Origin of the sequence: Loktanella sp. D2R18 (assembly GCF_003318235.1) — a bacterium.
GTDB lineage: Bacteria > Pseudomonadota > Alphaproteobacteria > Rhodobacterales > Rhodobacteraceae > Yoonia.
Map to the genome: position 1 here is coordinate 173,422 of NZ_QOCG01000004.1, position 11,726 is coordinate 185,147.

Sequence of the window (11,726 nt, forward strand, 5' to 3'; positions counted from 1 at the left end):
CCGAAACCGGTTTCGGCAAGGGTATTATCGACTTACACACAACTTTCGACGCTGCATCGCAGCAATCGCAATTAGGTCAATGAAAGCTTCTGTGATCCAATTCGCGACAAGCGGGAGTGTTTACTCAACTCAATCTACTGAGCGCTGGCGCTTTATAGTTGCTGTTTGCGTCCAATGGTCCGAACGCCACGCACTCTTCTTTTGCCACACGTGTGAGACCGTCACGTTCGGGCATATCCGAAGGCCCGAGAATTGCATGTGCCAAACCAAAGACTTCGAGCGATGTGATAAACCAATAGCCTGGATCTAGCTGGCCCTTCTCGACGCCAAGCCTTGCTGAATGCGGAAACGCATGGTGGTTGGAGTGCCAGTTTTCACCAAACGTGATCAACCCAAGACCTCGCAAGTTAAACCCTTGCACCGGCAGGCCTTCAACGGACCATCCTTGATGTCCTTTTTTGTGCGCAAAATGCCCCACCATCCAATGTCCGGTTAGTGATACAGCGACGCGCAAACAGACGCCCCACAATACAAAGCCAATTCCGCCGAGTAAGAACAGCGGGACACCCATCACAAGTTGCTGCGCCATCCAGTGCCGTTCCATCCATTGATACACGCGGTCGTTTGCAATCTCAGGCTCAATTTCGAAATGGGGCGGATAGTCGAGATCAAACTTGCAGTGCATTTGCCACCATGCATCGCGCCAAAATCCGGCCCCGTGGCTTGGGTGCGGCGGACAAATAGATTGGCGTTGATGCCAGTCCCGCATATCGTGGGCGCGTATCATGCCAAACGGCCCCGCCATCCCAACGAGGGTACCGAGCCAGACAAGAATGTATTCCAGCCACTTAGGTGTTTGGAACGACTTGTGAATGAGAAGCCGATGCATGCCGACCGAATGACCCGCACAAATCGTGATCGCGGACGTGCCAACGAAAATCAGGGCGCCACCCCAGCTAGGCTTATAGACAATCGCAGCGACGCCACCCGCGATCATCGCAAAAAGCCATATTGACTTGACGGCGTCCCACCGAATAGTGCCTTGCACCGCATTGGTTTCACTATTGGGGTATACGCGGTCCGTATTATGCAGGTGCATCTTGAAACTCCCGAGTGGGTCAAATACAGTAATAGATATATAACCAATTAGTTAACAGGTGAAATCATGTCAACCCCAGACAAGGTGTTCGAAGCGTTGGCATCAACCACAAGGCGCAAAATACTTGCCTATCTCTCTGAGGGACCGCTTACAGCTGGCGTTGTTGCTGAACGTTTTGATATGTCTCAACCCGCCATTTCTAAACACCTTTCAATTCTTGAGGCCGCTGATTTAATCTGGAAACAGCGAGAAGGGCAGTTCGTAAAATACGGCATGAAGGCTGACAATCTCGGAGGAACCTTGGCAAAATTCATCCAAGAAGTGTGCCCGCCAAGCCGAGCGCTAAAAGCAGAGAGACGCGCAGAAAGCGAGCAAGACTGAACTGCCCAGTTCGTTTTTGGGGACGGGATGCCTTAGGAGACCTCGAACTGGCCAAGGCAACCGCTCATCCTTCTTTCCAAGTAAAACCTTAGGTAAATTTACGGAACAATTTTGTCTGGTCAAACATATCTTCTAGCTGTTCCATCCGATCCTTGGTGTCGTCCCAATCCACGTTTTGCACGGCAGCAATCATCGATTCCACGAGCAGCATCAACGTCGCCACCGAATCCCACGCCGATGGCACAACGATCCGCCCGCTAAAGCTAATTTCGGCAAGCTGGTGCACCGGCGATCGCCATTGGTCCGTAAACAAAATAATCTTTGCGCCGCGCGCATGTGCCATTTCAGCCAGCTTGAGCGTATTATTTTCATAGCGCCGCACATCAAAAATCACAAAAACATCGTTTGGCCCGACATCAAGCAGGTAATGCGGCCAAGCGTTCGACGTAGATTGGATATGTGTCACATTGGGGCGCAAGACTTGCGTGTGCAAAAACAAATATTCAGCCAACGTATGCGAAACGCGACCACCCACAATATAAAGCGGCTTGGACTGATCAGCGACCATCGCGCAGGCTTCGTCAAATTTATCGGGATCAATCTGCGCCAATGTGTGCCGAATATTATCGATCACCGCATCCGTGAATTGGTTCAAGACATGCCCTGACGGTGCGCCCTCTGCCCATGTGTCATGTTTGGCGATCGGGTTCTGGACTGTTGCTTTTAGTTCTTCGCGCAATTCGGTCTGAAATTCGGGATATCCCTTAAACCCAAGCTTTTGCACCATCCGCGCAACGGTAGGGACCGAGACATTGGCCACCTTTGCAAGCGCCGCAAGCGGCCCCAACCCCGAAGCTGGGTAGTTTTCCAGAATCGAATGCGCCAACTGACGTTCAGCGCGTGTCAAATTATCTAGCTTATTATGGATACGATCCGCGATCGTGAGAATTCCATCGGTCATGCAAGCCCCCGCTTGAATAAAAAATAACAAAGCAATTCGTCCTGTTACAAATATAACAGAATTCTGTTGACATGTCGCCCTTCATGCAAGCAGTTTATCTGCAACGGAGAATATATGACACACGACACCGCCCCCAACCCAGTACAAATTGACAACGCACAGGGCCAATCTGCGGCAATATTGGTATGCGAGCACGCATCTTACGCGATTCCGCCCGCACTGAATGGGCTGGGGCTGTCCAAGAAGGCTAGCCAAAGTCACGCGGCGTGGGACCCCGGCGCAATGGCTGTCGCGCTGCGCATGTCGCAAAGGCTGGATGCGGTTCTCGTATCAAGCACGGTGTCGCGGCTTGTCTATGATTGCAACCGCCCACCCAGCGCGCTTGATGCGATGCCTGCCAAAAGCGAAATCTTTGATGTGCCGGGCAATATGGCGCTCAGCCAAACCGATCGTGATGCGCGCACCGAGACCTATTATATGCCGTTTCAATCGGCTCTGGCCGCGCAAGTCGCCAAGACCCCAGCCCCAATCATCATAACAGTTCACAGCTTTACGCCTGTTTACCATGGCCAAGAACGCGCGGTAGAAATTGGTATTCTGCACGATCACGACACGCGGCTTGCCGATGCGATGCTGAACACTGCCACGGCCCATACATCCGCGTTGGTCTTGCGGAATGAGCCTTATGGCCCAAACCATGGTGTAACCCACACACTGCGCGAACATGCCTTGCCCGGCGGGCATTTGAACGTGATGTTAGAAATCCGCAATGATCTGATCGCAACCCAAGCCACCCAAACCACAATGGGCGATATGATCGCCGCTTGGGTCGCTGATGCCGTTTCGCAAATTACAGACCAAGGGGCCGTCCAATGCGTCGCGTAATGCATGGCTATATCCGCGCGGTCGATGCGGTGAACTACCGGATCGGGCGGATCGCGATGTACGGCATCTTTGTGTTGATGGGTATTTTGCTTTGGTCGTCGATCAGCAAAACCTTTTTCTTGCCGTCCCTCTGGACGCTGGAAATGGCGCAATTTGTGATGGTGGGCTACTATATCCTCGGCGGGCCCTATTCCCTGCAACTGGGGTCCAACGTGCGGATGGATCTTTTGTACGGCGAATGGTCTATAAAGAAGAAGGCATGGTTTGATGTCTTTACCGTTCTCCTATTGATCTTCTATCTTTGCGTGCTGCTTTATGGCGCGGTGGCCTCGACCGCCTATTCGCTTGGCTATTGGGGATCAGAGCCTTTCACCTATCTGGGCAGCGTTATCATCGGTGTCGAAGACATTGGCCGCATGGAGCGTGCATCAACCGCGTGGCGCCCATACCTTTGGCCGATCAAAGGCGTGATGGTCATCGGATTTTTCTTGATGCTGCTGCAATGCACATCTGAGCTGTGCAAAGACGTACTGCGGATCAAAGGCGAGACTATCTGATGTCCTATGAATTGATCGCCACCCTGATGTTTTCGTCAATGATGCTGATGCTGCTGACCGGTCAACGCGTGTTTGGTGCAATTGGGTTTGTGGCTGTTGTTGCTTCGCTGTTACTTTGGGGTGACCGAGGCGGGTTTGACCTTGGGTTTGCCGCCGCGATGAAGCTGATGAAATGGTATCCGCTGCTAACCCTGCCGATGTTTATTTTCATGGGCTATGTGCTGTCAGAATCCAAAATCGCGGATGATCTCTATAAGATGTTCCATGTTTGGATGGGCGGGTTGCGTGGGGGGCTGGCCATCGGCACGATCGGGCTGATGGTGCTGATTTCTGCGATGAACGGGCTATCGGTTGCGGGCATGGCGATCGGATCGACGATCGCGCTGCCGGAACTGCTAAAACGCGGCTATGATAAACGCATGGTGACAGGTGTGATCCAAGCGGGATCAAGCCTTGGCATTCTTGTGCCGCCCTCTGTCGTATTGGTGCTTTATGCGATGATCGCGCGGCAACCTGTAAGTCAGCTGTGGCTGGCCGGGGTCGTGCCGGGGCTGATGATGGCCGGCTTGTTCATCGGCTATATTGTGATCCGCTGCCAGATGAACCCGGATTTGGGGCCTGTTCTGCCCGCAGAAGACCGTGACATTCCGCGCGCTGAAAAGATGCAGCTTTTGACGGCAGGGCTGCTGCCCTTGGGGATTTTCTTTGTGATGATGTTCCCTTTTGTCAAAGGTTGGACATCGCTTGTCGAAAGTTCAGCCATTGGCGCGATTGCCGCCTTTGTTGCCGCGGTTCTTAAGGGGCGCATGACCCGCGACGTGTTTGAAAACTCTGTGCGCAACACATTGGGCATCACCTGCATGTTTATGTGGATCATTCTGGCAGCCCTTGCCTTTGGCGCCGTGTTTGACGGGCTGGGCGCAGTGAAAGCGATTGAAAGCCTGTTCACCGAAACGCTGAACTTGTCGCCCTGGACAATCCTGATCTTGATGCAGCTTAGCTTTATCCTGATGGGGACGTTTTTGGATGACACAGCCATGCTGGTCATCGTCGCCCCGCTTTATGTGCCGCTGGTCGGTGAATTGGGCTTTGATTTGATCTGGTACGGGATCCTTTATACGATCACCACGCAGATCGCCTATATGACGCCGCCGTTTGGATATAACCTGTTCTTGATGCGCGCGATGGCCCCGCCAGAAATCACGCTGCGCGATATCTATGCGTCGATCACCCCATTTGTGATGATCATGGTCGGCGCTTTGGCCCTTGTGATGGTCTTTCCAGGCCTCGCAACATGGCTGCCCGACTACGTTTACAACACCCCATAAATAAGAGCCCGCACAAGCAGGCCATCCCACCCCAACCAAGGAGACGAGACCATGACAACAAGACGTAAGTTTATCCAAGGGGCCGCAATTGCTGCCCCAGCCGCGCTGGCAACCCCAGCACTGGCGCAATCAACAATCAAATGGCGGATGCAGACCTATGCGGGTGCCGCATTGGCCGAGCACGTGATTGATCCCGCGATCAAAATGTTCAACCAGATCGCTGGCGACCGCATGCAGATCGAACTGTTCTACGCGGACCAACTGGTGCCAACAGGCGAATTGTTCCAAGCCATGCAGCGCGGCACAATCGACGCGGTGCAATCTGACGATGATTCAATGGCATCCCCAACCGAAGTCACCGTGTTTGGCGGCTATTTCCCATTCGGGTCGCGCTATTCATTGGACGTGCCTGTCTTGTTCAACAAATACGGGTTGAACGAAATCTGGGACGAAGAATATTCCGCCGTTGGCGTCAAGCACATCAGCGCTGGCGCATGGGATCCATGCCATTTTGCCACCAAAGATCCGATCCGCAGCCTTGCTGATCTTGAAGGCAAACGCATCTTTACCTTCCCAACTGCGGGCCGGTTTATGTCGCAGTTTGGCGTGATCCCTGTGAACCTGCCGTGGGAAGACATCGAAGTCGCCGTCCAAACCGGCGAACTAGATGGCATCGCATGGTCTGGCATCACCGAAGACTATACCGTTGGCTGGGCCGATGTGACCAACTATTTCTTGACCAACAACATTTCTGGCGCTTGGGCAGGATCGTTCTTTGCGAATATGGAGCGTTGGAACGAACTGCCAGAAGACCTGCAAACGCTGTTCCGCGTCTGTTGTGATCAGTCACACTACTACCGCCAGTGGTGGTATTGGGGCGGCGAAGCCGACCTGCGCGTCAACGGTCCAAAGATGGAACTCACATCCATCCCAGACGAAGAATGGGCAACAGTCGAAGCCAAAGCACGCGACTTCTGGGAAGAAATCGCCGCGGAAAGCGACGTCAAACGCCGTGTTGTCGATATCTTCAAGCAGTATAATGCTGACATGGAAAAAGCTGGCCGTCCCTACCGCTACGGCTAAGCTTGTTGCGGGGGTCGCCTCGCAACCACATACCAAAACGATGGCCCCGGATTCTTCCGGGGCTACACGCCCTAAAGGATACCAAAATGCCCGGCACATTAAGTTTTGATGATCTGAAATCCCGCGTCGCTGACGGTTCGGTTGATACGGTTCTGACCTGCCTTGTTGATATGCAGGGCCGCCTGATGGGCAAACGGTTCCATGCCGCGAATTTCGTGGAAACCTCTTATAACGAAACGCATTGCTGCAATTACCTGCTGGCGACCGACCTAGAAATGGCGACCCCCGATGGATACGCATCAACCAGCTGGCAGTCAGGCTATGGCGATTATGTGATGAAGCCAGACCTTGCCACCATCCGCATGGTGCCTTGGCTTGAAGGGACCGCGATGGTGCTTTGTGATGTGTTGGACCACCACACACATAAACCTGTGCCACATTCGCCCCGCGCTGTGCTGAAAAAGCAAATTGCGCGGCTTAAGGCGCTGGGCTTTGACGCGATGATGGCGACGGAATTGGAATTTTTCCTCTTCGCCAAAAGTTATGATGATATCCGCAAATCCGGTTTTCGCGACCTAGAGCCGATCAGCGGTTATAACGAAGATTACCACATCCTGCAGACCACCAAAGAAGAAAGTGTGATGCGCCCGATCCGCAATCACCTTTATGCAGCGGGTATTCCGATTGAGAATTCAAAAGGTGAAGCCGAAGCCGGCCAGGAAGAGCTGAACATTCGCTACGCCGCCGCCCTTGATTGCGCGGATCACCACAGTATCGCCAAACATGCGATTAAAGAAATCTCGTGGCAGCAAGGCCACGCCGCCAGCTTCTTGCCGAAATGGGCACCTGACCGCGTAGGATCATCCTCGCATGTGCATCAATCGCTTTGGGTAGATGGCAAACCTGCTTTCTTTGACCCTGACGCCGATCTAGGTATGTCTGAATTAATGTCGCATTACATGGCCGGGATCATAGCCTATGCGCCTGATTACACCTATTTTCTGGCGCCATATGTGAACAGCTACAAACGGTTTGCCAAAGGCACCTTTGCCCCAACCAAAACCGTTTGGTCTGTTGATAACCGCACCGCCGGTTTCCGCCTGTGTGGCGATGGCACCAAAGGTGTACGGGTTGAATGCCGCATCGGCGGGTCGGATTTGAACCCTTATCTGGCGCAAGCGGCCATGTTGGCTGCGGGCATCAAAGGTATCGAAGACAAAATGACGCTCGCACCCGCGACAACGGGTGATGTCTATGAAGACGCCAAGGCGGGCGACATCCCGCAAACCTTGCGTAAAGCAACCGAAACGCTCCGCAATTCGGTATTGCTACGCGAAGTCATGGGCGACGATGTGATCGACCACTACACCCGCGCTGCGGAATGGGAACAAGAAGAATTTGACCGCGCAGTCACAGATTGGGAAATCGCGCGCGGTTTTGAAAGGGCCTAAACCATGACAATTCAATGCATCTCTCCTATCGACGGATCGGTCTATGCCGAACGTCCAACTTTAACCCGTGCCGAAGCCGATAGCGCCGTGGCTGCGGCCAAATCCGCGCAGGTCGCATGGGCCGCGCGCCCGTTGGGCGAACGGATTGCGCTGGTTATGGCAGGCGTCGCCAAAATCGGCGAAATGAACGACCAGATCGTGCCTGAACTGGCGTGGCAAATGGGTCGCCCTGTCCGCTATGGCGGCGAATTTGGCGGCTTTCACGAGCGCGCCCAATATATGGCAGATATCGCCCAAGACGCGCTGGCCCCAATGGTCATTGAAGAAAGCGATACATTCCGCCGCATGATCAAACATGTGCCACATGGCGTTGTATTGGTCGTGGCCCCTTGGAACTATCCTTATATGACCGCGATCAATTCTGTCGCGCCAGCGCTGATCGCAGGCAATACCGTCGTGCTGAAACATGCGTCGCAAACACCGCTTGTTGGGGAACGTCTGGCCGAGGCATTCCACGCTGTTGGTATCCCTACTGATGTCTTCCAAAACGTCTTCCTTGATCACGCCACCACATCCGATCTGATCGCTGCGCGCGCCTTCGATTTCGTGAACTTTACCGGTTCTGTCGGCGGCGGTGCTGCGATGGAAAAAGCAGGCGCAGGCACATTCACCGGCATGGGATTAGAGCTGGGCGGCAAAGACCCCGGCTATGTCATGGAAGACGCAGATCTTGAAGCGGCCGTCGACACGCTGATTGACGGCGCGATGTTTAACGCCGGGCAATGCTGCTGCGGGATCGAGCGGATTTACGTCCATGAAAGCCTCTTTGATGCGTTCGTCGAAAAAGCCGTCGCAATTGTGAACAGCTACACGTTGGGCAATCCGCTTGATGCAGAAACGACGCTTGGGCCCATGGCGCAAGCACGGTTTGCTGACGGTGTGCGCGCGCAAATCGCCGAAGCCGTGGCTGCTGGTGCGAAAACCCACATTGATCCAGCGCTGTTCCCACAAGATGGCGGGGCCTATTTGATGCCCCAAATCCTGACAAACGTGACCCACGACATGCGTGTCATGCGCGAAGAAAGCTTTGGCCCGGTTGTGGGCATCATGTCCGTCAAATCCGACGAAGAAGCCATCGCGCTGATGAACGATAGCGATTACGGGCTAACTGCATCGCTTTGGACGCCAGATATCGCACGCGCCGAAGCCATCGCGGACCAGCTAGAAACTGGGACGGTCTTTATGAATCGCGCTGATTATCTTGATCCCGGCCTATGTTGGACAGGCTGCAAAGACACCGGGCGCGGTGGTGGTCTTTCTGTTATCGGGTACCACAACCTGACCCGCCCCAAATCTTACCACATGAAAAAGGTCACACAATAATGTCGATCACTGCCAACTGGTCCTACCCTACCGCAATACGGTTCGGCGCTGGACGTATTTCTGAAATCGCTGACGCCTGCGTCGCCGCGGGCATCAGCAAGCCGCTTTTGGTCACGGACAAAGGTCTTGCCGATCTGCCGATCACCACGGCGACGCTTGACCTGCTTGAAGCTGCCGGGCTTGGCCGGGCAATTTTCGCGGATGTTGACCCAAACCCAAACGAGAAAAACGCCGCCGCTGGTGTCGCCGCTTACCGCGCTGGCGGGCATGATGGGGTCATCGCATTTGGCGGCGGATCAGGTCTTGATCTGGGCAAGGTAGTGGCGTTCCATGCAGGCCAAACACGCCCTCTTTGGGATTTCGAAGATATTGGGGACTGGTGGACACGCGCAGATGCGGATGCCATCGCGCCCATCGTGGCTGTGCCGACAACCGCTGGCACCGGGTCCGAAGTCGGCCGGGCATCTGTGATCACCAATTCAGTCAGCGCCGAGAAAAAAATCATCTTTCACCCTAAAATGCTGCCCGCCGTTGTGATCTGCGACCCGGAATTGACTGTGGGGATGCCCCAGTTCATCACCGCAGGCACCGGGTTGGACGCGTTTGCACACTGTGTCGAGGCGTTTTGTTCACCGCATTACCACCCCATGTCCCAAGGCATCGCGCTTGAAGGTATGCGGTTGGTCAAAGACTACCTGCCCCGTGCCTATGCCGATGGCACCGATATCGAAGCGCGCGCAAACATGATGTCCGCCGCAGCAATGGGCGCAACGGCGTTCCAAAAAGGGCTAGGCGCAATTCATGCGCTATCGCACCCCATTGGCGCGATCTACCACACGCACCATGGCACCACGAATGCAGTGTGCATGCCTGCCGTTTTGCAATTCAACAAACCTGCGATTGCGGATCGTTTAGCGCAGGCTGCCGCCTATTTGGGAATTGACGGCGGTTTTGATGGTTTTTGCGCGTTTGTCGATGAGCTGAACGCATCCATGAGCATTCCAAAATCACTGACAGAGCTAGGGATCGAAAACCCAGATGTAGACCGCATTGTTGCGGGCGCACTGATCGACCCAAGCACAGGCGGCAACCCGATAGAGATGACGGCGGAAAACACCCGCGCCCTTCTCTTACAAATCCTCTAAACGCTTTCCCGACCCAATCGTTTAGATGATCGGCATCCCGGGTTTGCCCGGGATGCCACCAATCGGGAGTTCGGTTCAATCGCCCCCGGTAAGATTTAACTCAGAACGCAGATGCCGACCCTTGCTGTAGCTTTCTTAGGGCTAGGCTGTTGTTTGTTTAAGATGCTCCATCGCCGCCTGCGCCCCGCCGGATTGATGCGGCACTCCCGCTTTGGCCAGCCCCATTTCGACGCCTGACAGGGTCGCCATAAGCATCAGATCGTTGAAATCGCCCAGATGCCCAATACGAAAGACCTTATCGGCGACTTTAGACAGCCCGTTGCCCAACGATATGTTGTAATGCTTTAGCGTTGTGGCGCGGAAATTGTCGGCCGAATGTCCCTCCGGCAGCAACACGGCGGTCAAGACACCGGATTCGTCGCCTTGCTTGGCACAGAGCACTTCCAGCCCCCAAGCCCGCACCGCCGCGCGGGTTGCAGCACCGTGGCGCGTGTGCCGAGCAAAGACCTGATCCAGCCCTTCTTCGTGCAACATCGCAATGGCTTCGTTCAGCCCGTAAAGCAGGTTGGTGCATGGCGTATAGGGAAAATACCCGGTCGCATTCGGTCCAACCATATCATGCCAATCCCAATAGCTGCGCGGCATCGTGACCAATTTGGCGTTCTCCATCGCCTTGTCACTGACCGCGTTAAAGCTAAGCCCCGGCGGCAACATCAACCCTTTTTGTGACCCCGAGATGCAAACATCCACGCCCCAAGCGTCGAACTGAAATTCTAGCGAGGCCAAGCCAGAAATCGTGTCCACCATCAACAACGCCGGATGCCCTGCGGCATCAATCGCTTTGCGAACCTCATGGATGGGCGACACCGATCCGGTCGAGGTTTCATTGTGCACCACGCAGACGGCTTTGATCGCATGGTTGGTGTCTTGGCGAAGTCGGGTTTCAATGCGGTCAGGATCAGCGCCGCTCCGCCAATCACTTGTAATTACCTCGGGTGAGAGGCCAATTTTCTTAGCCATACTCTGCCACATCGCAGCAAAATGTCCGGTTTCATACATCAGTACTTTGTCGCCGGGTGACAGCGTGTTCACTAGCGCCGCTTCCCACGCGCCGGTGCCAGATGAGGGAAAGATGAACACGTGCTGTTCGGTCTTGAAGATGGATTTCATCCCGTCCAATGCCGTTTTTCCGACGGCCGCGAAATCTGGCCCCCGGTGGTCTATCGTCTGCTGGCCGATTGCCTTGAGGATACGGTCCGGTACCGCGCTGGGGCCTGGGATTTGCAGGAAGTGTTGTCCCGGTTGGCGCATCTATTCTGTCCTTTTTTTCAAGCAGCCAAAGGGCCGCGTTATTCGATCTTGTCAAAATGTAATTATGAATTCATAATTAAGTCAACTATAATTCCATGCCTCGCCTCTCTGCAGCAAATGCGCGGACCTCCAATATGAAAGA

11 protein-coding genes are annotated in these 11,726 nt (G+C 54.4%); 8 read left to right on the top strand and 3 right to left on the bottom strand.

Annotated features, from left to right (window positions below; translation table 11 throughout):
- Positions 1–124 precede the first annotated feature (124 nt).
- Positions 125–1,099: an acyl-CoA desaturase gene (locus tag DS901_RS01815; RefSeq protein ID WP_113775211.1), complete on the bottom strand. Its 975-nt coding sequence runs from the start codon at positions 1,097–1,099 to the stop codon at positions 125–127.
- 66 nt (positions 1,100–1,165) lie between these two features.
- On the opposite strand from DS901_RS01815, the gene DS901_RS01820 reads away from it, so the two are divergent.
- Positions 1,166–1,480 (top strand): metalloregulator ArsR/SmtB family transcription factor, encoded by a 315-nt coding sequence (locus DS901_RS01820; RefSeq protein WP_113775212.1) that lies wholly within the window; start codon positions 1,166–1,168, stop codon positions 1,478–1,480.
- A gap of 88 nt (positions 1,481–1,568) precedes the next feature.
- On the opposite strand, the gene DS901_RS01825 is transcribed toward DS901_RS01820, so the two are convergent.
- Entirely contained in the window at positions 1,569–2,441 is an 873-nt protein-coding gene (locus tag DS901_RS01825; protein ID WP_113775213.1) for a MurR/RpiR family transcriptional regulator, read from the bottom strand.
- Between the two features lie 114 nt (positions 2,442–2,555).
- On the opposite strand from DS901_RS01825, the gene DS901_RS01830 reads away from it, so the two are divergent.
- The 7 genes from DS901_RS01830 (at position 2,556) to DS901_RS01860 (ending at position 10,273) form a co-directional block, all read left to right on the top strand.
- Positions 2,556–3,326: an N-formylglutamate amidohydrolase gene (locus DS901_RS01830; RefSeq protein WP_113775214.1), complete on the top strand. Its 771-nt coding sequence runs from the start codon at positions 2,556–2,558 to the stop codon at positions 3,324–3,326.
- Positions 3,314–3,883 (top strand): TRAP transporter small permease subunit, encoded by a 570-nt coding sequence (locus tag DS901_RS01835; protein ID WP_258546623.1) that lies wholly within the window; start codon positions 3,314–3,316, stop codon positions 3,881–3,883. Before DS901_RS01830 ends, DS901_RS01835 begins: the two co-directional genes overlap by 13 nt.
- A complete protein-coding gene (locus DS901_RS01840) occupies positions 3,883–5,211 on the top strand; it encodes a TRAP transporter large permease (protein ID WP_113775216.1) in 1,329 nt (442 codons plus the stop codon). The genes DS901_RS01835 and DS901_RS01840 overlap by 1 nt, the downstream gene beginning before the upstream one ends.
- Before the next feature lie 51 nt (positions 5,212–5,262).
- On the top strand, positions 5,263–6,294 hold the full coding sequence (locus DS901_RS01845; protein ID WP_113775217.1) for a TRAP transporter substrate-binding protein: 1,032 nt from the start codon (positions 5,263–5,265) through the stop codon (positions 6,292–6,294).
- 86 nt (positions 6,295–6,380) lie between these two features.
- The gene (locus DS901_RS01850) at positions 6,381–7,745 is read left to right on the top strand and encodes a glutamine synthetase family protein (protein WP_113775218.1); all 1,365 of its coding nucleotides are present in this window, start codon (positions 6,381–6,383) and stop codon (positions 7,743–7,745) included.
- 3 nt (positions 7,746–7,748) lie between these two features.
- Entirely contained in the window at positions 7,749–9,128 is a 1,380-nt protein-coding gene (locus tag DS901_RS01855) for an aldehyde dehydrogenase family protein (RefSeq protein ID WP_113775219.1), read from the top strand.
- Complete coding sequence (locus DS901_RS01860) at positions 9,128–10,273, top strand: iron-containing alcohol dehydrogenase (protein ID WP_113775220.1); 1,146 nt, start codon at positions 9,128–9,130, stop codon at positions 10,271–10,273. Before DS901_RS01855 ends, DS901_RS01860 begins: the two co-directional genes overlap by 1 nt.
- A gap of 141 nt (positions 10,274–10,414) precedes the next feature.
- On the opposite strand, the gene DS901_RS01865 is transcribed toward DS901_RS01860, so the two are convergent.
- The gene (locus tag DS901_RS01865; RefSeq protein WP_113775221.1) at positions 10,415–11,584 is read right to left on the bottom strand and encodes a pyridoxal-phosphate-dependent aminotransferase family protein; all 1,170 of its coding nucleotides are present in this window, start codon (positions 11,582–11,584) and stop codon (positions 10,415–10,417) included.
- Positions 11,585–11,726: the final 142 nt, after the last annotated feature.

What these genes read in the sequence shown, in the direction of transcription:
- DS901_RS01850 (WP_113775218.1), top strand. Translation starts at nt 6,381, where the DNA reads ATGCCCGGCACATTAAGTTTTGATGATCTGAAATCCCGCGTCGCTGAC.
- DS901_RS01840 (WP_113775216.1), top strand. Translation starts at nt 3,883, where the DNA reads ATGTCCTATGAATTGATCGCCACCCTGATGTTTTCGTCAATGATGCTG.
- DS901_RS01855 (WP_113775219.1), top strand. Translation starts at nt 7,749, where the DNA reads ATGACAATTCAATGCATCTCTCCTATCGACGGATCGGTCTATGCCGAA.
- DS901_RS01825 (WP_113775213.1), bottom strand. Translation starts at nt 2,441, where the DNA reads ATGACCGATGGAATTCTCACGATCGCGGATCGTATCCATAATAAGCTA.
- DS901_RS01860 (WP_113775220.1), top strand. Translation starts at nt 9,128, where the DNA reads ATGTCGATCACTGCCAACTGGTCCTACCCTACCGCAATACGGTTCGGC.
- DS901_RS01845 (WP_113775217.1), top strand. Translation starts at nt 5,263, where the DNA reads ATGACAACAAGACGTAAGTTTATCCAAGGGGCCGCAATTGCTGCCCCA.
- DS901_RS01865 (WP_113775221.1), bottom strand. Translation starts at nt 11,584, where the DNA reads ATGCGCCAACCGGGACAACACTTCCTGCAAATCCCAGGCCCCAGCGCG.
- DS901_RS01820 (WP_113775212.1), top strand. Translation starts at nt 1,166, where the DNA reads ATGTCAACCCCAGACAAGGTGTTCGAAGCGTTGGCATCAACCACAAGG.
- DS901_RS01835 (WP_258546623.1), top strand. Translation starts at nt 3,314, where the DNA reads ATGCGTCGCGTAATGCATGGCTATATCCGCGCGGTCGATGCGGTGAAC.
- DS901_RS01815 (WP_113775211.1), bottom strand. Translation starts at nt 1,099, where the DNA reads ATGCACCTGCATAATACGGACCGCGTATACCCCAATAGTGAAACCAAT.
- DS901_RS01830 (WP_113775214.1), top strand. Translation starts at nt 2,556, where the DNA reads ATGACACACGACACCGCCCCCAACCCAGTACAAATTGACAACGCACAG.